Here is a 25,236-nt window from a genome sequence, read left to right as displayed (position 1 = left end):
GCTAGTCCTCCCGCGGCGTCAAATCGCGCTTGCCGTGATAGCCGCGCTTGGGACGGCGCGGCGGGCCGTAGCCGCTCGCCTCCATCTCGTTGCGCTCGCGTGCCTCCTCGCTGCCGGTGCGCTGCACCAGCACGCGGCGGCCCTTGCGGTCGTTGATCACCGCGCGCTTGCTGGCGGGCTTCTTCTCGGCCGGTGCGTCGTCGGCGCGCGAAGATGATTTCGAGGGCGCGTCGAACTGCGCGCCCGACTTCTCGATCACCTTGTCGCCGAGCTGCTCGCGCAGCACGCGCGCGCGGATCTCCTCGACCTGGCCTTCCGCAATCTCGCCGAGCTGGAACGGGCCGTAGGAGACGCGGATCAGCCGGTTCACCTCGAGGCCGAGATGGGCGCAGACATTGCGCACCTCGCGGTTCTTGCCCTCGCGGATCGCGAACACCAGCCAGACATTGGCGCCCTGGTCGCGCTCCAGCGTCGCCTCGATCGGACCGTACTTGACGCCCTCGATCTCGATGCCGTTCTTGAGCTCGTCGAGCTGCGCCTGGGTGACATCGCCATGGGCGCGGACGCGGTAGCGGCGCAGCCAGCCGGTGTCGGGCAGCTCGAGCGTGCGTGCGAGGCCGCCATCGTTGGTGAGAAGCAGCAGGCCCTCGGTGTTGAAGTCGAGCCGGCCGATGCTGATCAGGCGCGGCAGGCCTTCGGGCAGATTGTCGAACACGGTCGGACGGCCCTCGGGGTCGTCATGCGTCGTCATCAGCCCGCGCGGCTTGTGGTAGAGGAACAGCCGCGTGCGCTCGCGCTCCGGCAACGGCTTGCCGTCGACCATCACGACGTCGTTCCCCGTGACATCGAGCGCCGGCGAATTGATGACGCGGCCATTGACGCTCACGCGGCCCTGCGTGACCATCTCCTCGGCGTCGCGGCGCGAGGCGAGCCCGGCCCGGGCCAGCACCTTGGCGATTCGCTCGCCGGCCTTCTTCGGCTTCGGCGCCTCGTCGCGGCGCGGCCGCCCCTCGACATCACGATCGCGCTCGCGATAGGCGCCGCGGCCGCCGAAGGCGGGACGCTTCTCGAAAATCCTGCCGTCGTCCTCGTTGTCGCGGCGCGGACGATCGGCGAAACGGCCCTCGCTGCGCGGATGCTCCTGCCAGTCCCTGCGGCCTTCCGGCCGCCCCTCGCGCGAGCGGTTGAAGCGCGGACGGTCGTCACCCGAACGCTCCTCGCGCGGGCGCGAAAAACGCGGACGATCGTCGCCCTCGTCCCGGCGCCGGGAGAAACGCGGACGGTCATCGCCACGGCCGCCGTCGCGGCGGTCATCGCGCTTCTGCCACGGCTTGTCCTCGCCGCGATCGCGGCCGCCAAAATCCTTGCGCGGCGGCCGATCGCCACGCGGACGGTCGTCGCGCTTCTGCCACGGCCTTGAATCGCCGCGCTCGCCACGATCGCGCGGACGGTCAGCACGGTCGCCACCGCGCGAAAACTTCCGCTCGCCATCGAACTTGCGCTCCGGGCGGTCGCCGCGCGGCGCGTAAGGCCGCTTGTCGCCGAACTTCCTGTCGCTGGAGCGGCCGGCCGAGCGGGCATCGTCGCGATCCCTGCGCGGCGGACGGTCGTCACGGCCATAGGACGGGCGATCACCGCGCGGCTTGAACGGCCGCTTCTCGCCATCGCGCGAGGAGCGGTCGGAAAACGGACGATCGCCGCGCGGCTTGAAGCTGCGTTCGCCGCGCCCCTCGCTGCCGCGGTCGTCGCGCTTGAAGCGGGGACGGTCACTGAAATCGCGGCGCGGCGCATCGCCCTCCTCGCGGCGGCGGAATGGACGGCTGTCGCGGTCGCCACGGGGCGGGCTTCTGTCGCGCTCGCGCTGACCCTCACCCTTGCCCTCGAAGCCGCGCTTGGCGAACTTCTTCTCGGGGCCGCGCGGCTTGCCGCTACGGCCTTTGGCCGGGCCTCGCCGGCCGCGGGAATCGTTGTCTTTGTCGCTGTCGCGAGGCATGACTAATCTCACTTAAGGGATGGCGCGAGCATTGTGCGCGCTCGTTCCGAGCCGCAGGCTCAGGCAAATTCGGTTGAGCACTTCTGCTGAAGGCGCAGCTACTAGCAGGTTTCTTCGGATGATACGAGGCTTGAAAGCCCCCTCTTTCATGGATTTGGCGCTTCTGGCGGCCGAAAATGCCGGAAAAGCGGGCGAAGTTCCGATCGGCTGCGTGGTGGTCCGCGCTTCCGAGGTGATCGCCACCGGCGCCAACCGGACGCTGACCGACCGTGATCCGACCGCCCATGCCGAGATCATCGCGCTGCGCGCGGCCGCCGCGAAGATCGGCAGCGAGCGGCTGGTCGATTGCGACCTCTACGTGACGCTGGAGCCCTGCACCATGTGTGCGGGCGCGATCTCGTTTGCAAGGGTGAGGCGGCTCTATTACGGCGCGGCCGATCCCAAGGGCGGCGCGGTGGACTCGGGCGTGCGGTTCTTTGCCTCGCCGACCTGTCACCACGCGCCGGACGTCTATTCCGGCGTCGGCGAGAGCGAGGCGGCGCGGCTGCTCAAGGCGTTCTTTCGCGAGCGGCGGTAGGTGCCTCCCCGTCATTGCGAGGAGCGAAGCGACGAAGCAATCCAGAGTCTTTCCGCGGAGACAGTCTGGATTGCTTCGCTGCGCTCGCAATGACGGGGTGGGTCAAGCCGAGAAGAACTCGCGCAGCGCCCTCGCGGTGACTTCCGGATTCTCCTCGGTGAGGAAGTGCCCCGAATCCACCGGCATGCCGGAGGCGTTGGTGGCCCATTGCTTCCAGGTGTCGAGCGGCGTCGCGGCGGCCTGGGCGATGCCGGCATTGCCCCACAGGATAAGCATCGGGATGGTGATCTTCTTGCCGGCCTCGAAATCGGCCTTGTCGAGGTCGTAGTCGAAAGTGGCGCCGGCCCGGTAATCCTCGCACATCGCGTGGATGCGGGCGGGATCGCGGAACGGGGCGAGGTAGTGCTCCAGCGCGCGCGGGTCGATCGCGTCCAGCGTCTTCGCTCTGGTCTGGCTCGCCATCTTGAAGCGCAGGAAGAACTCGCCTTGGCCTGCGATCAGCGTCTCCGGCAGCGGATAGGGCTGCGCCAGGAAGGTCCAGTGCCAGATCTTCAAGGCATAGGCGCGGTTCATCCGCTCCCAGTAATCATAGGTCGGCAGGATATCGAGCACCGCGAGCTTCGACAGCCGGCCGGGATGGTCGAGCGCGAGCCGATAGGAGACGCGGCCGCCGCGGTCGTGGCCGGCGAGCGCGAAGTGCACGTGGCCGAGGCGCTCCATGACCTCGACCATGGCCTTCGCCATGGCGCGCTTGCTGTAGGGGATGTGCAGCGCATCGCTGGCGGGCATGTCGGACCAGCCGTAACCCGGCAGGTCGGCGATGATCAGCGTGAAGTGCTCGGCAAGCTCAGGGGCCACCTGGTGCCACATCACGTGGGTCTCGGAGAAGCCGTGCAGGAGCAGCAGCGGCGGGCCCTTGCCGCCGACGCGGGCGAAGATGCGGCCGAAGGCGGTATCGATCCATTCGGAAGCGAAGCCCGGATAGAGGTCGGCGAGGTCGTCGGACATCTTGTTGCATCCTTGTTGGTCAGCCGGGGGCCTCGGCATAAAAGTGTCGAAAACAACCCCATGCACAGTACCGGTATTATCATCGGGGCGACTAACCCCAACCGCCGATTACACATTCTGAAGGGCAGATGTGGCGGCGCGGTGACGCGAATCTCGCGATTGCCGATTCAGGGAGTCGGCGCGACGGCCGGAAGGACCAGGCTAATTTTGCGCCTTTTCCGCCTCCACCGCCTGCCAGCCGATGTCGCGGCGGCAAAAACCCTCGGGCCAGCGGATGCGGTCGACGGCCTGGTAGGCGCGGGCCTGCGCCTCCGTCACGGTCGCCCCCAGCGCGCAGACATTGAGCACGCGGCCGCCATTGGCGAGGATGGCGCCGTCCTTCTCGACCGTGCCGGCGTGGAAGATCTCGACCTTGTCGACCTCAGCGGCCTCCTCCAGCCCGCCGATGCGAGTCCCTTTTTGATAATCGCCGGGATAGCCCTTGGCCGCCATCACCACGGTAATCGCGGCGTCCTTGTGCCAGCGGAGATCAAAGTTCTTCAGCTGGCCGTCGCAGGCGGCGAGCAGCGCCGGCACGAGGTCGCTCATCATGCGCAGCATCAGCACCTGACATTCGGGATCGCCGAAGCGGACGTTGAACTCGAACAGCTTTGGCCCCTGCGTCGTCAGCATGATGCCGGCATAGAGCACGCCGCGGAACGGCGTGCCGCGCTGCTTCATGCCCGCGACCGTCGGCAGGATGATTTTCGCCATGATCGCGTCGTGGATGGCGGGCGTGACCAGCGGCGTCGGCGAATAGGCGCCCATGCCGCCGGTGTTCGGGCCGACGTCGTGGTCGAACACGCGCTTGTGGTCCTGGGCGGAGGCCAGCGGAATCGCCGTCTCGCCGTCGCACAGCGCAAAGAAGCTGATCTCGCGGCCCGGCAGAAACTCCTCGATCACGACCTCCGCGCCGGCCTCGCCGAAGGCGCCCTCGAACATCATGGCGATGGCGTCCTCGGCCTCGCGCACGGTTTTCGCAACGACGACGCCCTTGCCGGCGGCAAGGCCGTCGGCCTTGACCACGATCGGCGCGCCCCGGCTCTGCACATAGGCGCGCGCGTTATCGGGATTGGTGAAGCGCTGGTAGGCGCCGGTCGGAATGCCGAACTCGGTGCACAGCGCCTTGGTAAAGCCCTTGGAGCTTTCGAGCTGCGCCGCCGCCTTGCTCGGCCCGAACGCCTTGATGCCGGCGGCTGAGAGATCATCGACGATGCCGGCCGCCAGCGGCGTCTCCGGCCCGACCACCACGAGTTCGACCGCGTTCTTCTTGCAGAAGTCGATCACGGCAGCATGGTCGGCGACATCGAGGCCTACGCATTCCGCCTCCCTGGCGATGCCGGCATTGCCGGGCGCGCACCAGAATTTGGTCACCAGGGGACTGCCTGCGATCTTCCACGCCAGAGCATGTTCGCGGCCGCCGGAACCGAGCAGGAGAATGTGCATCGAAGGCTCAGGATGAGGGGTGTTGCTGGGGCGGAGGTCGCACGAATCGGGGTGGGGCTCAAGGGGGGTGTGGCCCACACTCCCCGGCATTCCAGAGACCAACGCAGACTTGGCCCGGTCAGTGAAACTACGAGCGCGCCGCAGCAATGCCGTCGTCTGGCAGGTCATTGCGCGTGACTCACGGTAGGCAAAGCCGTAGCCTCGGGTGATCGTTTAAGTTGTAGGCCTAACTTCCGAGATTCTTGATGGATGCCCAAAGCGACGTGCAAGCATTGCGCCCGCCCTTAACCGGCGACAAGGCCCTTTTCTCGATAGATGATGATGAGTTTGGGCTCAAAGAAACCATTGGCCGATTGTCCAAAACGCTCGCGACTATGGTTCGTGGCGACGGTTACGCGCTCGGTATTGAAGGATCGTGGGGGAGCGGAAAATCCACGTTCGTCAATTTCATAGCCGAGCAGTTGGAGAAAATCTCAGGGCAACATGTGCTTCGCTTCGAGCCGTGGCTCGTCGGCGACAAGAGCATGCTTATTGCGGCGTTCTTTAGCTTGCTGGCGACCGAGATCGATAAGATCGAAGAATCATCCGAATTCGGGTCGTCTTTCACATCATGGCAACTGCGCCGCGCCCGGAGAAAATTGTCTAACTCTATTCGGAAGTACGGGAAATATATCGGAGCGTTATCAGGACCCGTTAGCGGCGCCGCATCGCTTGATCCGAGCGGCACCACCGCACTAGCGGCAATAGGGCTTAAGGGATTTGATAGGTTTATACCGTTCTTCGGAAATGCGGTTCCGCTCGAAAAACTGAAGGCAGAAATCGTTGAAGGGTTGCGAGAACTGCGGCGAATGCATTCGGAAATCAGGTTTACCGTCGTCATTGACGACGTAGATCGTCTGCCTCCAGAAGAGGCTGTAGAGGTCTTACGCATGGTGCAGAAGGTGGCCGACTTTCCCTGCATCACGTACCTGATTTGCTACGACTCCAAAGTGTTGTCCGAACAGGTCCGCCATAGATTGCAGATTGAGGATGGTCGTCGCTATACCGAAAAGATACTTCAGGAAGTCATTCACATCCCGCCGCAGGAGCCTTTCGCTCTCCGAAGGGCCCTCAAGAGGAAGCTCCAGAAAGCTTTTCCAAACGAGTTTGAAAGGATTCAGGGAGATCGCGATGCGGAGTACCGGCTGCATCTATTCTTTGATGTTTGGGGTGGTACCTTTCTAACAACACCGCGAGACGTCGCCCGATTATTTGATGCCGTTGCCTTAAACTGGCCTCTGCTGCCACTGGAGTCGGACTTCTGCGATTTTCTGTGGCTGCAATTGCTCAAACTCAAATCGTACGAACTGTACACCTGGACACGTGAGTATCTTCAGAATGTCGGGGCGTACCGCGACGGGGGCCGTGCCGGAGATACCCAGCCTGGCGAAATGGCTCAATCTCTATTAGAGCAAATGAAGAAGCATGGCTGGGCAAGCCGCACATATATCTCTGGTATCAATAGATTTCTCCCCGGCGTGGGTTCGTTCGCGTTTGATGATGAGAGCAAGAGAAGGGTCTTTGACTTTACGCGTGACGAGCTGGGAGCTTTTGAAGCCAAACACAGACTGGGAAGTCCGAGCCACTGGCGGCAATATTTTGCCTTTGAAGCACCATCATATGCACTGAAGGATGGTGATCTTGTCTCATTTCGCAGAGCATGCGCGACCAACGTAGGAAAAGCCAAGGCGTTCCTTTTGGAGTTGCTGAAGCGGGAGCATGAACGAAGAGGGCACTTCGTTGACCTACTGCTGGATCGACTTTTGGATCAGCCCGAGGGCTCACTTTCCACGTCCGAAGCCGATGGAATGGCTTGGGCATTTGCGTTGACGATGGACGAATTGGCTGTCGAGGCCGTGGGCATCCAGGAATTTGGGAGGAGTGAACTTTGGCGCAAAGCAGTTCATTTGGTGGAGAAGAATAAGCCGTCGGACTTGTCCGATCTCGTAACCAGAGGAAAAGCCATCAATTGGCTCTCTCATTTGGTCCGCGACCTAGGCTTCGCGCACGGTCTGCCGAAGGGTAACAGATCCTACCCCGAGAACCAATGGCTCAGCCGCGAGGCGCTTGATGAAGCTGTGGTACTCGTCACCCGCCGATACGAAACGTTTGGTGTGAAGAGGATATTTGCGCTACCAAGCCCTTTGGACGTACTCTATTGCTGGGTTCAACTCGGCAACGCGTCTATTGCGAGGCAGTACATCGCTGCAGCAACTCGTGACGATGCTGGCTTTTTAAGTGCTCTCCAGGCAATGCGCGGCTGGCAAAACAGCTCAGACACGGGCGTAACCCATCCGCTGCGCGACGACGTCGTCGGCCTTTTCCTCGATAAGGCAGAGATATTCTCGCGTTTGGAAATGTTGGCAATGTCAGGTCGTCCTCGCGCGACTCGTAAAAGGGCCTCAGCGCTGCTGAAAGCTTGGGAAAGAAGCGACGGTGTCAGTAACCGCGTTGCCGAAATAGCAATCGACGATGCAAGTCCCGAGTAAGCTTGTAAGAGCCCGTAGGATGGGTTGAGCTCTTGCGAAACCCATTGCGCTCGTTTCGTGATAAGATCGCGTCATGACCGCGTACCATTCGTGACGACGTCGATTTCGCGCGGCATGTCGACGATGTTCACATCAATCCGGTCAAGCACGGGCTCGTCAACCGGGTGCTTGACTGGGCACCCTCCTCGTTTCATCGCCGCGTCAAGCTTGGCAATGACCCGGTCGATTGGGCCGGCGATCGGTCGGATGACAGCCGCGATTACGGTGAGCGGGGATAGAGTTGCGATGGGTTTCGCAAGGGCTCAACCCATCCTACAAGCTGTGATATCATGATCCCGTGCAGCTTATTTTCATCTATGGGCAAGTCGCCTCAGGAAAACTGACTATCGCGCGCCATCTTGCCTTCAGGACAGGGATTGCGCTGTTTCACAATCACCTTGTCGTCGATGCAGTTGGCGCGGTGTTTCCGTTTGGCACGGAGTCATTCGCGCGTTTGCGTGAACAGTTCTGGTTGGCCGTGTTCGAGGAAGCTGCCAAGCAGAGGCGAAGTTTGATATTCACATTCGCCCCCGAACCAACGGTGGCTGGCGATTTTCCGATCCGAGTACAAGAATTAGTCGAGGGCAATGGCGGTGAGGTCATCTTCGTCGCACTGCACCTGGAGCAGGCAGAGCAAGAGCGACGCCTAGTCGATGAAGATCGTGCCGCCTTCGGCAAGATGCGGGATCTGTCGCTACTGCGCACACTCCGACCGCAGTTCGATGCCTGCATGGCATCAATGCCTCAGCCCGCACTCACCCTCGATGCAGGTCATCTGAAGCCGTCCGAGAGTGCCGAGGCCATCTCAAGCCTGATCTCGGCAAAGCCTAAGCAAGCGTGATGAGATCAGGTTTGATTGCAACCGGGATTCACCCTCTTTGCTTCTCTTCTGCGCTTTTTCCATCGGAGCTTTTCGAGCGCTCTTCGAAACGATCAGCCCCCTTGGCCAGATCGTGCCCCATCTTGCGCTCGTTCTTCGCTTCGTCCTTGGAAGTGGCTTCCCGCAAGCCTTGGGCGGCCTGTTGCCCCGCCTTTGATGATTTTCGTTCGTCATCCATCGGTGGCTCCTCCTGATAAGACGCCTCCCAGGAAATTCGCTGGTCTATCCCGGATTGGACGTATGAACGTTCCAATCAGATCGCCTGGACATTGTTCCTCGTCCCGTCGAGGCTCTGCGTGGAGCCGCGGCACATACCCAGCCGGCAGCCCGTAGGATGGGTTGAGCCCTTGCGAAACCCATCACACGTGTTTCGTGATAAGGTCGTGGCATGACCGCGTACCGCCGCAACTTCGTTCCGGGTGGGTGCTTCTTCTTCACCGTCAATCTGGCGGAGCGGAAGCTGGCGTTGTTGACAGATCATATCGAGGTGTTGCGCAAGGCGTTTCGCGAAACGCGCCAGCGCCATCCGTTCACGATCGACGCCATCGTGGTGCTGCCTGATCACCTTCACGCGGTTTGGACGCTACCGGAAGGTGATGCCGACTTTGCGATGCGCTGGCAGTTGATCAAATCCACCTTTTCTCGCGGTCTGCCGCGCAATGAGAGGATATCCCAAAGCCGTTCGGCCAGAGGTGAACGGGGCATTTGGCAACGCAGATATTGGGAGCATACCATTCGCGACGACATCGATTTCGCGCGGCATATCGACTATGTCCATATCAACCCGGTCAAGCACGGGCTGGTCAACCGGGTGCGTGACTGGGCGCCCTCCTCGTTTCATCGTCACGTCAGGCTTGGCAATTACCCGGACGATTGGGGCGGCGATCAGTCGGATGACGGCCGCGATTATGGGGAGCGGGGATAGAGAAGAGATGGGTTTCGCAAGGGCTCAACCCATCCTACAAGCCCCTGACCGCCAGTTTCGCATGGCGCCGGGCGGCGAAAATCCCTAAACGTGGAGTCTGATCCCAACGCTCCGAATCGTTTGCCATGCCGCCTGCGGAACAACTGCTCAACGCGCCTGAATTCACCGTCTCCGAACTGTCGCTGTCCCTGAAGCGGACGGTCGAGGACGCCTTCGGCCATGTCCGGGTCCGCGGCGAGATCTCGGGCTTTCGCGGCGCGCATTCCTCCGGCCATTGCTATTTCGCGCTCAAGGACGAGAGCGCCAAGATCGAGGCGGTGATCTGGAAGGGCGTGCACGGCCGCATGCGCTTCAAGCCCCAGGAGGGGCTCGAGGTCATCGCCACCGGCAAGCTGACGACCTATCCGGGCTCCTCGAAATACCAGATCGTGATCGAGGCGCTGGAGCCGGCCGGCATCGGCGCGCTGATGGCGCTGATGGAGGAGCGCAAGAAGAAGCTCGCCGCCGAAGGCCTGTTCGACGAGGCGCGCAAGCAGCTGCTGCCGTGGCTGCCGGAGGTGATCGGCGTGGTGACCTCGCCGACCGGCGCCGTGATCCGCGACATCCTGCACCGGCTGGAGGACCGCTTCCCCCGCCGCGTGCTGGTGTGGCCGGTGAAGGTGCAGGGCGACGGCTCGGCCGAGCAGGTCGCAGCCGCGATCCGCGGCTTCAACGCGCTGCCCGAGGGCGGCCGGATTCCGCGGCCGGACGTGCTGATCGTCGCGCGCGGCGGCGGCTCGCTGGAGGACCTCTGGTCGTTCAACGAGGAAATCGTGGTGCGCGCGGCGGCCGAGAGCATGATCCCGCTGATCTCGGCGGTCGGGCACGAGACCGACATCACGCTGATCGATTTCGTCGCCGACAAGCGCGCGCCGACGCCGACGGCGGCGGCCGAGATGGCGGTGCCGGTGCGCAGCGATCTGTTCGTCGAGGTGGGCGATCTCGGACGCCGCACCCGCGCCTACTGGCAGCGCGCCCAGGAGAGCCGCCGCAGCGAGCTGCGCGCCGCCGCGCGCGCGCTGCCGGCGGCCGGCGATCTGCTCGCGATTCCCAGGCAGCGGCTGGATTCGGCGGGCGCGTCCCTGCCGCGCTGCCTCAAGGCCAACACGCATGCGCATTTCCGCCGGTTCACCGCCGCCAGCGCGAAGCTGACGCTGCGGGTGCTGCACGGCCAGATTTCGCAGGCCGATCACCGCCTCACCGTGTGCGGCGAGCGGCTCGGTCTTTCCGCGCGCTCGCTGCTGCGACGGCGGCGCGACCGCTTTGCGGGACTGGAGGTGCGTTTGCGCGCCTCAAGACTTGCGAATGCGCAGGCCCAGCGCAATGCGATCCTCCGCCAGCGCGAGCGCACCCATCGTCTGGCTGAGCGGGCCGAGCGCGCGCTCGACACGCTGCTGCACCGGCTCGAGGCCCGCGTCGAGAACAGCGGCAAGCTGCTCTCCGCGCTGTCCTATCGCAGCGTGCTCGCGCGCGGCTTTGCACTGGTGCGCGACGAGGCGGGGCATCCCGTGCATGCGGCTGATAGCGTCGGCCCCGGCGCGCGGCTCGAGATCGAGTTCGCGGACGGCCGTGTCGGCGCGACGGCGGACGCGGATCGGCCGGCGCCCGCGGCGAGGCGCGCGCCGGCGCAGGCCAAGCCGGCGGCGGAGACGAAGCCGGCACCGAAGCGCAAGCCGGTGGATCAGGGCAGCTTGTTCTGAGGGAGGGAGGGCGGGCGCTCTCTCCGCGTCATTGCGAGCGCAGCGAAGCAATCCAGAGTCTTTCCGCGGAGGGACTCTGGATTGCTTCGTCGCAAGGGCTCCTCGCAATGACGAGGAAACAGCGTGCCCTTACCGGCACGACAATCCCGCCTCGATCGTGGTCCAGAAGCCGCAATGGTCCGGCTGCGGGGCGCCGGCGTGGGCTTCGAACAGCAGGATCGCGACGGTGAAGACGACCAGGGCGGAGGCGAAGAGCGTGATGCGGCCATGCATGTGACATGCGTTGAATCGACATCGTGGTCGAATGATGGCGCCGTCACCGCGCCAGCCATTGCGCGACGTCCTGCTGCGAGGCGGCGCGGGCCTCGGCATCGGTGGGCGCGGCGGCTGCGTGCTGCGGCGTGCCGGCGCGGTCGAAATCATGGTCGGCGCCGGGATAGACCACGATGCGCGCCAGCGCGCTGCGGCCGCGCGCGCCGTCCACCATCTGGCGACAGGCCGGCGGCGACGACACCTCGTCGTCGGCGCCGATCAAGACCAGCGTCGGAACCCGCGTGCTCCAGCCCAGGCCCGCCGAGATCCGGCAATCCGGATAGAACGCGATCGCGGCACGGAAATCCGGCTCCAGATGGCGCCCCGCGCTCTGCGGACGCACGGCCCAGAGCAGCGCGCTCGCACCATTGGCCCAGCCGATCAGGCTGACGCGGTCCTGCGCCACGAAAGGCTGCTGCATCAGCCAGGCGCGCGCGGCCGCGATATCGGCGACGCGTTCGCGCCGCGCCTTGACGTGCATCTCCTTGACGCGGCATTGCGGGCCGAGCTCGCGCGAGCCGTAGCTGTCGGGCAGCAGCACGGCATTGCCTGATTTGAGCAGGCGCTCGGCCCAATCGCGATAGCGCGGCAGCACGGGCTCGGAATGGCTACCGAGCCCGCCGCAGCCGTGCAGCGCGATCACGACCGGAAACGGCCCCGCGCCCGCGGGCTTGTAGAGCTGCGCATGGAGCACCCCGGAGGGAAGCGGAATCTCGACCGGCTGCGGCGCCGGCGCGGCGTGCGCGGCCGACATCAGCAGCGTCAGGAACACAGCGGTCAATCGCAGGCGCATCGGACTCTGGCGCAGGAGCTGCCGGAACCGGCGTCCCTTCGACCGAAGCCCTATCACGCGAAAACGGCGGCAAATCATCACAAACCGGTGGGTTTAACGGGCGGACAAGCCACCCCATCTATGCTACATCCCGTCCAACACATCGTGCCTTCCACGGTTTTCCATGGGAAAGGCCTTCCGCGGAGACTTTCGACCGTGCTGAACAAGTTCGGCCCCTCGGGCCATGGCGAAGCGCAGGTGCAATATCTCGACGGCGATTTCCGCGTGATCTCGCCGGGCACCTTCGTGCGCTGCGCGATCACCGACGTCCGCATCCCGCTCGACGAATTGAAGTACTGGAGCGTGGATCTGCAGGAAGCCTATGCCACGCCCGGTGCGGTGCTGCAGCGGCATTTCCCCGGCGCGCTGAAGCAGCCGTGATCCCACCGCTCCCGTAACGCTCGCAAGGCGGGCAAAACCGGCAGACATATGAGGCCGGTGGTAAGGAATTGCAGACCGCAATTTCATCTGGCTCTCCTGAACGCGGCTGCATCGATAGGATTGCGGCCCTGAATGGCGGCTGAATGTTCGCCGATATCTAAAATTGTCGGGCTTCCATTGGGGCCCATTTAAGCCGGCCCGCACCACATTGCCTCGGGATAAAGTGGCAAGCGGGCAGGAACCATGGATCTCCGGAGAACTTTCAGCCGTTCGTTCGGTGCAGCTTCGAGCTCAAAGCATCATCTGCTCGGACGGTTCATCCGGGACGAGCAGGGCAGCTACGTGCTCATTTCCGCGGTGCTCATGCCGGTCCTGGTCGGCACCGCCGGCCTCGGAACGGAAGTGGGCTGGTGGTACTACAAGCACAAGAACATGCAGAGCGTCGCGGATTCCGGCGCGGTCAGCGCGGCGACGGCGGCCAGTGCCGGCGGCGACCCCTCGTCCGAAGCCAAGGCGGTTGCGGCAAACTACGGTTACACCGACGGGGCGAACGACGTCACCGTCACGGTGAACCAGCCACCCAAGACCGGCAATCACGCGTCGAACGCGCAGGCCATCGAGGTCATCGTCAGTCAACCGCAGCGTCGGTTGCTATCGGCCCTGTTCGGCTCGGATCGCGTGCCGATCACCGCGCGCTCGGTCGCCCTGCCCAATTCCGGAACGGGCTGCGTCCTTGCGCTCAACACGAGCGCAAGCCCCGCCGTCAACGTCAGCGGCGGCAATCAGCTCAACCTGATCAAGTGCAATCTCTACAGCAATTCGGGCGCAAGCCCCTCGCTCAACGTCGCCGGCAGCGCCTCGGTCTCGGCAAACCAGGTCGGCGTGGTGGGCGACGTCTCCGGCGCGAGCAGCATCACGGCGGAGAGCGGGATCAAGACGCACATCACGCCCGTCGCCGATCCCTACGCAGGCGTCTCTCCGCCGGCGCGGCCGAGTTGCAGCAATGCCAAGATCACGGTCAACGCCAACGGAAAGACGAACTCGCTCGACCCCGGCTGCTACATGGGCAGCATCACGGTCAATGCCGGCGCCGTCCTCAACCTCAATCCGGGCATCTACTACCTGGACGGCGCCAGCCTGAGCGTCGCCGGCAATGCCACCATCACCGGCAGCGGCGTCACCCTGGTGTTCACGGGCTCCGGAAGCGACTGGGGCACCGCTTCCATCGGCAGCAACGCGACCGTCGACCTGACCGGACCGACCAGCGGCCCCATGCAGGGCATCGTCATGTACGGCGACCGCAACATGCCGGCCGGGACCAACTTCAACCTGACGGGCGGTGCTACGCAGAATTTCGGCGGTGCCATCTACCTGCCGAAGGCCAATCTCAGCTTCAGCGGCGGCAACGGCACCAGCACATCCTGCACCAAGATCATCGCGGACACGCTGACGTTCAGCGGCACGTCGAACCTGCAGGTCAATTGCACCGCGCTCGGCACCGCGACGATCGGTTCGCAAACTGCGCAGCTCATCGAATGAGGCTTGGGGCAATGCAGATCCAGAATTTCTCGTCCAGCTCCGGCCGCCGGTTGCTTGGCTCGCTCACGCGGCACGCGCGCGCCGCTGCCGGCGATCAACGGGGCGTCGCGGCGGCCGAATTCGCCATCCTGGTTCCCCTGCTGTCCCTGATGGTCGTCTCGATCACGGATATCGGGCTGGCCCTCTATCGCAAGATGCAGGTCGAAAATGCCGCGCAAGCCGGAGCCCAGTACGCGATTGCGCGCGGCTTCGACACCAACGGCATCGCGAACGCCGTCGCAAGCGCCACCAGCGCGACGAACATCACCGCTTCGCCTCCGCCGGTCCAGTTCTGCGGATGTCCGACGAGTGCGGGGGTCAGCGCCACCAGCTGCGGGACGATCTGCCCCGGCGGGGCGACGGCCGGAACATATACGACGGTCTCGGCGAAAGCGACGTACTACACGATCATCGATTATCAGATCGTGGCGGCCACATACACCTACACCGCGCAGTCCACCACGAGGCTGCAGTGAAGCTCACCGCATTATGGCGGGACACGCGGGGCGCCTCGGCGCTGGAATTTGCGCTGACCGCTCCCGTGTTCTTCCTGTTCATATTCGGGATCATCGAATGCGGGCTGCTGTTCTGGACTCAGCTGGGAATCCAGCATGGCAGTGAAATGGCGGCGCGCTGTGCGACCGTCAACAACACGCTCTGCCCGAGCAGCAGCGCGATCACGACCTACGCCGCCCAACAGGCCTACGGCCTCACGCTCCCCCCGGGGACATTCAGCTTTGCCGCGGCGGCGTGCGGCAACCAGGTCAGCGCGAGCTATTCATTCGCGTTTCCGCAGATCATCAACCTGTCCCCGGTGACGCTGACCGCGCGTGCATGTTTTCCGAGTTGAGGTCGGCGACAGTTGTTCGACGAAGTCGTGCTGAAACAAAGCGCTGCTATAGTGCGGATTAGGTCATTGGCCCTGCTCTTTTCATCGCACAGACGATCAGGTCAACCGGACAGCCATCGAGCGTCGGAATTGGCGCGATCTGTGAATGGGCTCACATCGAAGAGCCGACCGACGGGCTACGATCACCTTGAAAATTCGCGGTGGAATTTCTGGAAGCGAAAGCCAATCGATGGGGGTGATCATGCCCGCCATTTTCGACCTGCTCTATCGTGAATATTGCCGCGCCCGTCTCGCTGAAATGCGCAAGCAGCTTCTGATCGCAGCCGAGCGCGCTGAAGCTGCCGCAGCAGATCATCGTCCCGCGACGCAAGCTGACGATGAGGGAACGGACGCACACCGCAAGACCGGCCATGGCCTGCCGAACTGAAACGGCGGCCGCCGGCGCTTGGTGAGGACGCTCCTCGCCTCGTTGCAGGCATGAATCGCCTTGACATGAGTGCAGCCGCCGTGTCGTCCGACGAGGGCGGCTGCGCTCTGGGCCCGGAAATCAGCTTCCCGGCGGCGAATACGACGAACGCAGCTTCGCCGCGTTCTGGCGGACCTGCTTGATCTCGTCTTGCGTGAACAACCGAACCAGCTTCACGTTCTGCAGCGTGCCGGCCGTCACGGTCAGGCCGGAAATGGCCGGAGCCGTGCTGGGATCAGGCACGTCGAAAATCACGAGCACGCCGGGGCCGTCGGCCGCGACGCTGTACATCGAGACTAACTTTCCGCCGGCCGCTTCGACGAGCTTTCGAGCGGCCTCCTGGCGATTGGTCGCGGGATTCTCCAAAATGGCATTGAGAGCGCGTGGCGTGTATTGTCCGGTGAGGCAAAAATGCACGGCATGTCCTCCTCTGAACTGTTGGCAATAACTTTCCGTACCGTCGCGAACTGGTCGCTACGGCCGCTGCGCGTGACATGATGAAGATTCGTTGCCCGCCGTGGGCACCAACGCCGTCGATGATTTCCGGAAGTTCGGCACGTCCCGGTGGCGGCTCTGATGCAAGGCTACATCAACTGCCGAACGCGCGGAAGAAGATTCGCCGGCCGCGACGCTCCGCGTTTCGCCACTAGGGCAGCGACGTTGCCTCAGGTTGCGAGGTCAGCGCGCGCCGAACCTTCGCTCGCGCGCTCTGTACAGATGATCGCCGATCAATTGCCGCAGCTTTGCCGCGTCCTCGAACTCGAGCTGCACGGCGAACGGCACGATACCGTCGGGCACGCCTTCGCGGCCGCGCAAGCGTGCAAGATCCTTTTCCGTGGTCACCAGCGTGAGCTGCTCGCGCCGCGCCTCCGCCGCGAGCGCCGCGATCTCGTCTTCCGAAAACATGTGGTGGTCGGCAAAGGCGCGCGTGCGCGCGACGTCGATGCCGCTCGCACGCAGGGTGCGGAAGAAACGCTCGGGATCGCCGATGCCGGCGAAGGCGAACACCCGCTTGCCGGAGAGCTGCGCGAGCGAGGCCGCATCCGGCTTCAGGCGCGCACGCAGCTCGGGCTTGTTGCGCTTGGCGATCTCCGCCGCGACGTCGTTGGCGGCATTGCCGTCGCCGATCAGCACCAGCGCGTCGGTGCGCGCGAGCTGCACCGCGAGCGGGGCGCGCAGGGGGCCTGCGGGAAACACCTTGCCGTTGCCGAGGCCGCGCTCGCCGTCGATCACGATCAGCGAGGCGTGCTTGACCAGAGCGGGATTCTGGAAGCCGTCATCCATCAGGATCACGGTCGCGCCATGCGACTTCGCCAGCGCGACGCCGTCGAGGCGGTCGCGCGCGACCGCGACCGGAACCTCGCGCGCCATCATCAGGGGCTCGTCGCCGACATCGGACGCATCGTGGCGCGCGCGGTCGACCATGACGGGACCATTCAGGCGCCCGCCATAGCCCCGGCTGAGCACGACAGGCGTCTCGCCGAGCTCGCGCAAAAGCTTCGTCAGCGCCAGCACGGTCGGGGTCTTGCCGGCACCGCCGACATGGTAGTTGCCGACGCAGATCACGGGGATGCCGGCGTCGAAGCCCCGGCGCAGCATGCGCCGTGCGGTGATCGCGCCATAGAGCGCACCGAGCGGCCATAGCGCGTAGGATTGGAGGGAACGTGGCCGGTACCAGAAGGCCGGCTCACGCATTGGCGGCCCCCATCTCGATTCGCAACTGCAAGAGATATGGTCCGAGCGCGGTCATGGTGCGATCGAGCGCACCGCCAAGCTGCTCGACCACGCCGGAGGCCGCGCGCTGCGTCTCGTCCCGCATCGTGGGATCGGCCAGCAGCTGGCCGAGCTGCTTGACCAGCGCTTCCTGCGTGTCGGCCTGCCGCGCCCCGCCGCTATCATCGAGCGCCCCATAGACGTCGGCGAAGTTGAACACGTGCGGACCGTGGACGATCGCGGCGCCGAGCTTGATCGCCTCGATCGGGTTCTGCCCGCCATGGTGGACCAGCGATCCGCCCATGAACACGACTTCCGAGAGCCGATAGAACAGGCCGAGCTCGCCCATCGTGTCGGCGACATAGACGTCGGTCGTCGCCGTCGGCAGCTCTTCGCGCGAGCGCAAGCTCGGCTTCAGGCCGGACGCCGTGACGAGGCCTGCGATCGATGAGCCGCGATCCGGATGCCGCGGCACGATCACGGTGAGAAGCTGCGGGAAGAAGCCGACGAGGCTGCGATGCGCTGCGATCAGCAGCTCGTCCTCGCCCGGGTGGGTCGAGGCGGCGACGATGATCGGACGCCCGCGCGTCATCGCCATCAGCCGTTCGAGCTTGGCGGGATCGGCCGGCGGCGCCGGCACGTCGAGCTTGAGATTCCCCGTGGTGACGACGTCGCGGCCACCGAGCGCGGCAAAGCGCTCGGCGTCTAGCTTCGACTGCGCAAGGCAGATGTCGAACCGCGACAGCAGCGCCGAGATGGTGCCGTGCATGCGCCGCCAGCGCGGGAAGGAGCGCGGCGACATCCGCCCGTTGATCAGCACCATCGGCACCCGCCGCGCCGCGCCGGCGAGGATCAGGTTCGGCCACAGATCGGATTCGATGAACAGCGCCAGCGACGGCTTCCAATGGTCGAGGAAGCGGGCGACATAGCGCGGCGAATCATACGGCACGTATTGATGGATGACGTCGGGCGGAAAGCGCTTTGCGGCGACCGCCGCCGAGGTGACGGTGCCCGAGGTGAGCAGGATGCGCAGATTGAGATCGCGCAGGCGCTCGATCAGCGCCGCCGCGGCCAGCACCTCGCCGACGCTGGCGCCGTGGATCCAGACCAGCGGGCCATGCGGCCGCACGTCGCGGGACAGGCCGCGCCGCTCGCCGACGCGCGCGGGATCCTCCTTGCCCTGCTTCAGCCGCCGCTTGATCAGCGCAGGCGCAAGCGGCACCAGGCCGGCGGCCAGACGCCGGTACATCCGCAGCGTGATCGGCAGCGCAATGGGCAGCGACCTAGGCATCTTCCGGTCCCGGACGGCCGAGCTGCGCATAGGCGCGACGGGTCGCCTCGTTCAAGGTGTCTTCCAGCTCCCGCCGCAACGTCTCCATCATGGCGGCGTCGGCATCTGCGGGAACGTGGATTTCCTTGATGCCGACCAATGCGCCCCGCCCGAACGGCAAATTGATGGTGGTGCGATCCCAGTTCTTGAGCCGGACGAAGCGGCTGGTCGCCATCGCGAAAGGCATGATCGGCCGTCCCGATTCCCGTGCCAGCATGATAATGCCGAGCCCTGCCACGCGCGAGCGCTTGGGGACATCGGCGGTCAGCGCGACATTACAACCGGCCTGGAGCGTCCGCACCATTTCCTTGAAGGCGCCGACGCCACCTTTACGGTGAAACGCGCCGCCATGGTCGCCGGAACCGCGGATCGTGCCGATCCCGAGCCGCTCGGCGGCGATGGCATTGAACTCGCCGTCGCGGTGCCGGGAGATCAGCACCTTGGCCCGATAGGAGGGCTTGTCCTGGTTCTTGATGAAGGGCGTCAGGAAATGCTGGCCGTGCCAGAACGCGAAGATCGCAGGGAGCTGCGGCTCGACGCGCGCATAGACGTCGGGCGGATCGATCGTGAAGGTGTTGGTCCGCCAGACAAGGCGCAGATATTCGGCCGCCAGGACCCCGACGGCACGCTGAAACCAGCTGCTTCGCAGCGTATTGCGAAGCAGTTTTTTCAACGCGCCGGTTCTTGATTCGGGTCGAGCAGCCGGTGGAGATGGACGATGAAGTAGCGCATCTGCGCGTTGTCGACGGTGCTCTGCGCCTTGGCCCGCCACGCCGCATGGGCGGCCGCATAATTCGGATAGAGACCGACGATCTCGACGTCGTCGAGATTCTTGAAGGTGTTGCCCTTGAGATCGACGAGCTCGCCGCCGATGACGAGGTGAAGCAGTTGTTGCGGGGCACTATCTGGCATGAGTTCTTTCCTAACGGTCTGCCCGGCAAAGCAGTGATCGAGAAGCACGACGAAAGCGCCTTAGGCTAAGGGACGGTTGCGAAAATGCGCGACAATGCCCGCATGACGATCGCGTCCCGCTGCCACCAGCACCCCGTGCGCCACTTCCCGGCGGTTATAGAGGATGGGTTCTCCGGAGAGGTCGCTCATCCTACCATCCGCTTCCTGCACGATCAAATCGGCCGCCGCAAGGTCCCAATCATGGCTGTTGCCGCCGGCAAAAGCCGCATCCAGCGCGCCATGGGCGACCCGGCACAGCCGCAGCGCCAGCGAGCCGATTCGCCGGTGCAGCTTGATCTCGCCGAGGGACGGCTTCAGCCGCTCGACCAGCGGCTTCGGGCCGGCGACGCGGGCGAAGTCGAGCTCGGATCCGCTCGTCGCGCGCACCGGCTTGTCATTGAGCGTCGTGCCCTGGCCGCGCGTTGCGAAGAAGAACTCGTCGGTGGCAGGGGCGAACACGGCGGCAAGCACGGGCGAAGCATCCGCCACCAGCGCCACGCTGACGCACCATTCGTCATGGCCGCCGAGATAATTGCGGGTGCCGTCGATGGGATCGACGATCCAGGTCAGCCGCCGCGACAGCCGCGCCGCATCGTCGGCGCTTTCCTCGGACAGCCAGCCATAGTCGGGCGTCGCGGCGCGCAGGCGCGCTTCGAGCAGATCGTTGACGGCGATGTCGGCCTCCGACACCGGCGAGGACGCGCCCTTGGTCCACTTCCTGAGCTCGGTGCGGAACATCGACTGCGCCAGCGCGCCCGCCTCCCGCACCGTGTCCTTCAGCAGAGCCGCGTCGCGGGTCAGGATGGTGTCGTCGAGAGAGTGCGCGTCAGCGTCCGCCAAGCGTCAAACCCTCGATGCGCACCGTCGGCGCATTGACGCCGTAGCGGAATTCGAGATTGTTCGCCGGCTGCATCGACTTGAAGATCTCGAACAGATGCCCGGCGATCGTCACCTCGCTGACGGGATAGGTGATCTCGCCGTTCTCGATCCAGAAGCCGGAGGCGCCGCGGCTGTAATCGCCGGTGACGCCGTTGACGCCGGAGCCGATCAGATCGGTGACGTAGAAGCCTTGGCTGATGTCGGCGATCAGCTCGGCCGGCGTTGGCGTGCCGGGCTCCAGATGCAGATTGTACGGCCCTGGCGAGGGCGAGGAGGACACGCCGCGATGGGCGTGGCCGGTGGTGGTGAGGCCGAGCTCGCGCGCGGTGGCGCAATCGAGCAGCCAGGTCGTCAGCACGCCTTCGTCGACCAGCGCGGTCCGCTTCACCGCGACGCCTTCGGCGTCGAAGGTCTGCGAGCGCAGGCCGCGCTTGCGCAAGGGATCGTCGACGATGCGGATGTTTTTCGCAAACAGCTGCTGGCCGAGCTTGTCCTTCAGGAAGCTGGTCTTGCGCGCGATCGAGGCGCCGTTGATGGCGCCGACGAGATGGCCGACCAGCGAGCCGGCGACGCGCGGATCGAACACGACCGGCACCTTGCAGGTCTCGACTTTGCGCGGATTGGAGCGCGCCACAGTGCGCTCGCCGGCGGAACGGCCGACGATCTCCGGCGACAGCAGATCGGCGCCGTGCGGCGCCGAGGTGAAGTCGTAGTCGCGCTCCATGCCGGTGCCTTCGCCCGAGATGGCGGTGGCGGAAATGCCCTGGCTGGAGCGCAGGTAAGAACCGTGGAAGCCGGTCGAGGTGACGAGCACCATGCCGCCGATGCCTGATGAGGCCGAGGCGCCGCCGGACTTGGTCACGCCCTTGACGGCGAGCGCGGCAGCTTCGGCCGCGAGCGCGCGGCGCTCGAGCTCGGCGGTCGCGGGCACGGCGGGATCGAGCAGATCGAGATCGGGGAAGTCGCGCGCGAGCAGCGCGGGATCGGCGAGGCCGACATATTTGTCGTCTGGCGCGACGCGCGCCATCGCCACCGCGCGCTCGGCGAGCTTGGTGACGGCATCGCCGCTGACGTCGTTGGTCGAGACCACCGCCTGGCGCTGGCCGACCAGCACGCGCAGGCCGACATCGTCGCCCTCGGATCGCTCGGATTCCTCGACGCGCCCGTCGCGGACCTCGACGCCCTGCGAGACGCCGCGCACCGCGACCGCATCGGCCGCATCCGCGCCGGCGCGCCTGGCCGCCTCGACCAGCCGCTGCGCGAGATCGGAGAGCGCGGTCTGATCGAACAGGTCGCGATTGGCGGTAGTCGAAAGCGTCGAGCTTGGTGAAGAGTTCACGAACGAAATCCTGTTGGGGCGGGGTTCGGGACCGGAACCCACAGATGTGCCCTGATAGCGCGGACTTCAAGCATTTTCAGCCCGCCAAAAGCTCAGATTCGCGACGTCGGCGCAACGTCTCGTCAATCATGCGCGCCAAGGTCTTGTCAATCATGAGGTGCAGTGACGGTGGGTTAACCAGCCTTTTTAAGCGGTTTCAGGCCGCCGCGCGCTAAGGTCCTCGCATCGACCGGGAGCATAATCCCGGCGGGGAGAACCAAGCCGTGAGGCGTCAAACAGCAACATGCGGGGTCCACCCCGCCGGGTCGAGCCGCTCCCTGCGGCTCGACCCTCTTTCCCTTCCGGTCCGCTTCGATGCGCATGACCCGCGCGCCGACGGACATGTCAGGCAGATCGAGCTTCATCGCGAGCGCGTCGTGCTGCGCCGTGCCGTCCGCGGCATGCAGATGGCGATCAACGTACGCGTTGCCGACTTCACCGGCGTCGCATTGCGCGGCAACGACGAGGCGCAGACGCTCATCCTCGTGCACCGCGATCCCTCGTTGTCCATCCCGCTGCTGATCAGCACTGACGCGGACGAGATCGCGCAGGCCTGGACGATCTGGAGCGAGATCTTCGCGCTACCGCAGCTCGACGAGGGCGCCCGCAAGCCCGCGCCGCGCCGCCGCCGCGCCAACGCGATCCGCGCCCGCCGTCCGAAATTCCTGATGCGCCGTCGCACGGCAATGGCGCGCGAGCTGCCGGTCCATCAGGGCGAGCGCGAGATCATCGCGAGGAACTAGACGGCGATCGCGGAACGGCTACGCCGCCCGCAGCACGGCATCCACCAGCAATCCCGCAAATAGCAGCAAGCCGGCATCGCGATTCGACTTGAATAGGCGGAGGCACAGCGCGCCATCGGCGATATTCAGCCGGACGATCTGCAAGGCCAGATGCGCGGCAAAGGCGGCAAGCCCGAGCCAGGCCGGCCAGCGCGCATCGCCGGATGCCAGCGCGACGCCGATCAGCATCACCGCGAGCCCGTAGAACAACACCAGCGCCTGGCGCGTATGGGCACCGAACAGGCGCGCGGTCGACTTGATGCCGATCAGCGCGTCGTCCTCGGCGTCCTGATGCGCGTAGATCGTGTCATAGCCGATCACCCAGGAGATCGCGCCGGCATAGAGCACGAGCGCGGTGGCGTCGATGCGGCCGAAGGTGACGGCAAAGCCCATCAGGGCGCCCCAGGAGAACGCGAGCCCGAGCACGATCTGCGGCCACCAGGTGATGCGCTTCATGAAGGGATAGATCGCCACGATCAGGAGCGAGGCAATGCCCGTTGCAATCGCGAAGCGGTTGAACTGCAGCAGCACCACGAGGCCGATCAGCGCCTGCGCGATCATGAAGACCAGCGCCTGCTTCGTGGTGACCTGCCCCGACGGCAGCGGCCGCGAGCGCGTGCGCTCGACCTTGTCGTCGAGGTCGCGGTCGGTGATGTCGTTCCAGGTGCAGCCGGCCCCGCGCATGACGAAGGCGCCGACGAAGAACAGCATGATGGTGAGCGGCAGGCCGCGGACGTCATGCGCGATGCCGGCGGCCAGCGCCGCCGACCACCAGCACGGCATCAGGAGAAGCCAGGAGCCGATCGGACGATCGAAGCGGGACAGGCGCAAATAAGGCCGCGCCCAATGCGGCGCGAGCGTATCGACCCAGTTGCCGGTGGAATCGGCAACGCGGGCGGATGTATCGCTCATCGCGTCAGGACGTTGCCGTTGAGCGTATCGAAGGTGCTGCCGCCCTTCTTGCCGGCATTGGCCTCAGGCGCCGAGCCCGAGCCCAGCACCTCGCTCAGCGAGGGGCCTGCCGGACCGCGCGGCTGGTTCTGCATCTGCGTCGCGACGTTGCAGACCTTGGTCGCCATCGCCTCGGTGTTCTTGTGGCCGGCCTTCATCTGATCACCGACCTGCGCCGGGATTCCGCATTTGGCGGCGTTGGCCTCGATGTACTTGATCATCTTCGTTTCAGCCTGGCTGAAATTGCGGATCAGCTTGCAGGCCTCGTCCGGCGGCGCGTGACGATCGCTCGCCGCCTTGATCAGCTTGCCGCGCTTCTCGGCTTCCTCGCGCAAGGGCATGAAGGCCTTCATGCAGTCCTCGCCGGGACCGGCCTGCGTCGGCGGAGCCGCGCTGAAAGCGCCGCCGCCGATCGGGGCGGCGCCGTTGACCGGAAAGGAGGATTGCGGAGCCGTACCAACCGAAGCGGCCGGTGCCGAACCGTTGACCGGAGGAAATGGGGAATTGGCTGCAGCCTGGTTGGGCAGCGGCGCCGGGAAGGCGCTTTGCGCATGAGCGCCCACGGCACTCATGGTGACCAAGGCGGTGGCGACCATGGCGGCAGCGATCGGAACCATCAATTGACGGATCATCAAGATAGTCTCTCCGGCAGGAGCTTACGGGGCTCAGGGCTTCCCAGTTGAAGCGCGACCAGCGTGTTCGCGTTTTTACGATTCCCGCCGGCGCTTAACAACCCGTGGAATAGGGCGAGAGCGCGGCGCTGGGACGCACCAGTTTGGCAATATTTACCCCCGAATGGCGCCTTTCGGTTAAGAACAGCCGGTAATCGGACCCTTAAAGCGATGCCTTCCCACGATTTTCGCGCCCCGCGCCTGTTCGTCGACGCCCCCCTGGCCCAGGACACCAGGGTGCCGCTCGACCGCGACCAGAGCAACTATCTCGGCAATGTGCTGCGGCTGGGCGCCGGAGCCGAGGTCCTGGCCTTCAACGGCCGGGATGGCGAGTGGCAGGCCGCCATCGAGGGCCGCAAGCGGCCGGACGGCCTCGTGATCCTGCAGCAGACCCGGCCCCAGGACCGGCTCGCCGACCTCACCTACGTCTTCGCCCCGCTCAAGCATGCCCGGCTGGATTACATGGTGCAGAAGGCCATCGAGATGGGCGCCGCCGCCCTGCAGCCGGTCCTGACCCGGTTCACCCAGGCCTCGCGGGTCAACACCGAGCGGATGCGCGCCAATGTAATCGAGGCGGCCGAGCAATGCGGCATCCTCAGCATCGCCAGCGTGGCCGAGCCGGTGCCGCTGGAGCGCTTCTTGAGCCAGCGTCCCGCAGGCCGGTTGCTGATCTTCTGCGACGAGGCGGCGGAGATCCGGGATCCCATTCAGAGCCTGCAAGGCGCGCGCGAGGCCGTACACGGTATCGACGTGCTGATCGGCCCTGAGGGCGGTTTTGCCGAGGAAGAGCGGGCGCTGTTGCTGCGCCAGCCAAAAATCCTGCGGCTGGCGCTCGGCCCCCGCATCATGCGGGCGGACACCGCCGCCGTCGCCGCCCTGGCGCTAGTGCAGGCGGTGCTGGGCGATTGGAACGGCAAAAGCGCGTGACCCTGCGCATTGCCCACCCGTTAAGCGATTGATCCTTTGGAGGTCGAAACCGCTGTCGGGC

27 protein-coding genes and 1 pseudogene are annotated in these 25,236 nt (G+C 65.1%); 13 read left to right on the top strand and 15 right to left on the bottom strand.

Going from position 1 to position 25,236, the window contains the following annotated elements; all coding sequences use genetic code 11:
- Position 1: 1 nt before the first annotated feature.
- Entirely contained in the window at positions 2-1,993 is a 1,992-nt protein-coding gene (locus BDOA9_RS10070; protein ID WP_025033813.1) for a pseudouridine synthase, read from the bottom strand.
- 118 nt (positions 1,994-2,111) lie between these two features.
- On the opposite strand from BDOA9_RS10070, the gene BDOA9_RS10065 reads away from it, so the two are divergent.
- Positions 2,112-2,570, top strand: coding sequence for a nucleoside deaminase (locus tag BDOA9_RS10065; RefSeq protein ID WP_042335921.1), 459 nt, complete (start codon positions 2,112-2,114; stop codon positions 2,568-2,570).
- A gap of 102 nt (positions 2,571-2,672) precedes the next feature.
- Here BDOA9_RS10065 and BDOA9_RS10060 read toward each other — a convergent pair whose 3' ends face one another.
- Together BDOA9_RS10060 and purD are read right to left on the bottom strand one after the other, a co-directional pair.
- Complete coding sequence (locus BDOA9_RS10060) at positions 2,673-3,578, bottom strand: alpha/beta fold hydrolase (RefSeq protein ID WP_025033811.1); 906 nt, start codon at positions 3,576-3,578, stop codon at positions 2,673-2,675.
- A 201-nt stretch (positions 3,579-3,779) separates the two neighbouring features.
- Positions 3,780-5,063 carry a phosphoribosylamine--glycine ligase gene (gene purD / locus BDOA9_RS10055; protein WP_025033810.1) on the bottom strand — a complete coding sequence of 428 codons (1,284 nt, stop codon included), beginning with the start codon at positions 5,061-5,063 and terminating at the stop codon, positions 3,780-3,782.
- A gap of 245 nt (positions 5,064-5,308) precedes the next feature.
- Here purD and BDOA9_RS10050 point away from each other — a divergent pair, with 245 nt between their 5' ends.
- The 3 genes and pseudogenes from BDOA9_RS10050 to BDOA9_RS10045 all read left to right on the top strand — a co-directional run bounded on the left by BDOA9_RS10050 (position 5,309) and on the right by BDOA9_RS10045 (position 8,471).
- Positions 5,309-7,591 carry a KAP family P-loop NTPase fold protein gene (locus tag BDOA9_RS10050; protein WP_025033809.1) on the top strand — a complete coding sequence of 761 codons (2,283 nt, stop codon included), beginning with the start codon at positions 5,309-5,311 and terminating at the stop codon, positions 7,589-7,591.
- A gap of 83 nt (positions 7,592-7,674) precedes the next feature.
- A pseudogene (locus BDOA9_RS40110) lies at positions 7,675-7,869 on the top strand (REP-associated tyrosine transposase); the annotation flags it as partial.
- A gap of 59 nt (positions 7,870-7,928) precedes the next feature.
- Positions 7,929-8,471 (top strand): shikimate kinase, encoded by a 543-nt coding sequence (locus BDOA9_RS10045; protein ID WP_025033808.1) that lies wholly within the window; start codon positions 7,929-7,931, stop codon positions 8,469-8,471.
- Positions 8,472-8,499: 28 nt separating this feature from the next.
- On the opposite strand, the gene BDOA9_RS10040 is transcribed toward BDOA9_RS10045, so the two are convergent.
- Positions 8,500-8,688 (bottom strand): hypothetical protein, encoded by a 189-nt coding sequence (locus BDOA9_RS10040; RefSeq protein ID WP_025033807.1) that lies wholly within the window; start codon positions 8,686-8,688, stop codon positions 8,500-8,502.
- Between the two features lie 210 nt (positions 8,689-8,898).
- Between BDOA9_RS10040 and BDOA9_RS10035 the strand changes: the two genes are divergently transcribed.
- Both BDOA9_RS10035 and xseA read left to right on the top strand, forming a co-directional pair.
- Positions 8,899-9,435, top strand: a complete 537-nt coding sequence (locus BDOA9_RS10035) for an REP-associated tyrosine transposase (RefSeq protein ID WP_025033806.1) — start codon at positions 8,899-8,901, stop codon at positions 9,433-9,435.
- A gap of 125 nt (positions 9,436-9,560) precedes the next feature.
- On the top strand, positions 9,561-11,174 hold the full coding sequence (xseA, locus tag BDOA9_RS10030; protein ID WP_025033805.1) for an exodeoxyribonuclease VII large subunit: 1,614 nt from the start codon (positions 9,561-9,563) through the stop codon (positions 11,172-11,174).
- A gap of 129 nt (positions 11,175-11,303) precedes the next feature.
- Here the strand turns inward: xseA and BDOA9_RS38765 are convergent, their stop codons facing one another.
- Positions 11,304-11,447, bottom strand: coding sequence for a hypothetical protein (locus tag BDOA9_RS38765; RefSeq protein WP_192859550.1), 144 nt, complete (start codon positions 11,445-11,447; stop codon positions 11,304-11,306).
- Positions 11,448-11,490: 43 nt separating this feature from the next.
- A complete protein-coding gene (locus BDOA9_RS10025; protein ID WP_025033804.1) occupies positions 11,491-12,279 on the bottom strand; it encodes a dienelactone hydrolase family protein in 789 nt (262 codons plus the stop codon).
- Positions 12,280-12,474: 195 nt separating this feature from the next.
- On the opposite strand from BDOA9_RS10025, the gene BDOA9_RS10020 reads away from it, so the two are divergent.
- The 5 genes from BDOA9_RS10020 (at position 12,475) to BDOA9_RS10000 (ending at position 15,554) form a co-directional block, all read left to right on the top strand.
- Entirely contained in the window at positions 12,475-12,699 is a 225-nt protein-coding gene (locus BDOA9_RS10020; RefSeq protein WP_025033803.1) for a DUF2093 domain-containing protein, read from the top strand.
- A 243-nt stretch (positions 12,700-12,942) separates the two neighbouring features.
- Positions 12,943-14,238 (top strand): TadE/TadG family type IV pilus assembly protein, encoded by a 1,296-nt coding sequence (locus BDOA9_RS10015; protein ID WP_082847807.1) that lies wholly within the window; start codon positions 12,943-12,945, stop codon positions 14,236-14,238.
- A gap of 11 nt (positions 14,239-14,249) precedes the next feature.
- A complete protein-coding gene (locus BDOA9_RS10010; protein WP_025033801.1) occupies positions 14,250-14,753 on the top strand; it encodes a TadE/TadG family type IV pilus assembly protein in 504 nt (167 codons plus the stop codon).
- Complete coding sequence (locus tag BDOA9_RS10005; RefSeq protein WP_244521463.1) at positions 14,750-15,127, top strand: TadE/TadG family type IV pilus assembly protein; 378 nt, start codon at positions 14,750-14,752, stop codon at positions 15,125-15,127. The genes BDOA9_RS10010 and BDOA9_RS10005 overlap by 4 nt, the downstream gene beginning before the upstream one ends.
- A gap of 187 nt (positions 15,128-15,314) precedes the next feature.
- Positions 15,315-15,554: a hypothetical protein gene (locus BDOA9_RS10000; protein ID WP_244521462.1), complete on the top strand. Its 240-nt coding sequence runs from the start codon at positions 15,315-15,317 to the stop codon at positions 15,552-15,554.
- A 120-nt stretch (positions 15,555-15,674) separates the two neighbouring features.
- Here the strand turns inward: BDOA9_RS10000 and BDOA9_RS09995 are convergent, their stop codons facing one another.
- From BDOA9_RS09995 to BDOA9_RS09965, 7 genes are all read right to left on the bottom strand, one after another.
- Positions 15,675-16,010 carry a GYD domain-containing protein gene (locus BDOA9_RS09995; RefSeq protein WP_025033798.1) on the bottom strand — a complete coding sequence of 112 codons (336 nt, stop codon included), beginning with the start codon at positions 16,008-16,010 and terminating at the stop codon, positions 15,675-15,677.
- Between the two features lie 261 nt (positions 16,011-16,271).
- Positions 16,272-17,288, bottom strand: coding sequence for a tetraacyldisaccharide 4'-kinase (lpxK, locus tag BDOA9_RS09990; RefSeq protein WP_025033797.1), 1,017 nt, complete (start codon positions 17,286-17,288; stop codon positions 16,272-16,274).
- Complete coding sequence (locus tag BDOA9_RS09985) at positions 17,281-18,627, bottom strand: 3-deoxy-D-manno-octulosonic acid transferase (protein ID WP_025033796.1); 1,347 nt, start codon at positions 18,625-18,627, stop codon at positions 17,281-17,283. Before BDOA9_RS09985 ends, lpxK begins: the two co-directional genes overlap by 8 nt.
- Positions 18,590-19,309, bottom strand: a complete 720-nt coding sequence (locus tag BDOA9_RS09980) for a lysophospholipid acyltransferase family protein (protein ID WP_025033795.1) — start codon at positions 19,307-19,309, stop codon at positions 18,590-18,592. The genes BDOA9_RS09985 and BDOA9_RS09980 overlap by 38 nt, the downstream gene beginning before the upstream one ends.
- Positions 19,306-19,548 (bottom strand): DUF4170 domain-containing protein, encoded by a 243-nt coding sequence (locus tag BDOA9_RS09975; RefSeq protein ID WP_025033794.1) that lies wholly within the window; start codon positions 19,546-19,548, stop codon positions 19,306-19,308. The genes BDOA9_RS09980 and BDOA9_RS09975 overlap by 4 nt, the downstream gene beginning before the upstream one ends.
- Positions 19,549-19,608: 60 nt before the next feature.
- The gene (locus tag BDOA9_RS09970; protein WP_025033793.1) at positions 19,609-20,427 is read right to left on the bottom strand and encodes a 3'(2'),5'-bisphosphate nucleotidase CysQ; all 819 of its coding nucleotides are present in this window, start codon (positions 20,425-20,427) and stop codon (positions 19,609-19,611) included.
- Positions 20,414-21,805, bottom strand: a complete 1,392-nt coding sequence (locus tag BDOA9_RS09965) for a TldD/PmbA family protein (RefSeq protein WP_025033792.1) — start codon at positions 21,803-21,805, stop codon at positions 20,414-20,416. Before BDOA9_RS09965 ends, BDOA9_RS09970 begins: the two co-directional genes overlap by 14 nt.
- Positions 21,806-22,068: 263 nt before the next feature.
- Between BDOA9_RS09965 and BDOA9_RS09960 the strand changes: the two genes are divergently transcribed.
- Positions 22,069-22,587, top strand: a complete 519-nt coding sequence (locus BDOA9_RS09960; protein ID WP_025033791.1) for a DUF6101 family protein — start codon at positions 22,069-22,071, stop codon at positions 22,585-22,587.
- 18 nt (positions 22,588-22,605) lie between these two features.
- Here BDOA9_RS09960 and ubiA read toward each other — a convergent pair whose 3' ends face one another.
- Positions 22,606-23,538: a 4-hydroxybenzoate octaprenyltransferase gene (ubiA, locus tag BDOA9_RS09955; protein ID WP_025033790.1), complete on the bottom strand. Its 933-nt coding sequence runs from the start codon at positions 23,536-23,538 to the stop codon at positions 22,606-22,608.
- Positions 23,535-24,209, bottom strand: a complete 675-nt coding sequence (locus BDOA9_RS09950; protein WP_025033789.1) for a hypothetical protein — start codon at positions 24,207-24,209, stop codon at positions 23,535-23,537. The genes ubiA and BDOA9_RS09950 overlap by 4 nt, the downstream gene beginning before the upstream one ends.
- 210 nt (positions 24,210-24,419) lie before the next feature.
- Between BDOA9_RS09950 and BDOA9_RS09945 the strand changes: the two genes are divergently transcribed.
- Positions 24,420-25,175, top strand: a complete 756-nt coding sequence (locus tag BDOA9_RS09945) for a 16S rRNA (uracil(1498)-N(3))-methyltransferase (RefSeq protein WP_025033788.1) — start codon at positions 24,420-24,422, stop codon at positions 25,173-25,175.
- The last annotated feature ends 61 nt before the right edge of the window (positions 25,176-25,236 follow it).

Origin of the sequence: Bradyrhizobium sp. DOA9, from assembly GCF_000617845.2 — a bacterium.
GTDB lineage: Bacteria > Pseudomonadota > Alphaproteobacteria > Rhizobiales > Xanthobacteraceae > Bradyrhizobium.
Note: the sequence above shows the minus strand (reverse complement) of the source record. Positions and strands in the feature narration are given on the sequence as shown.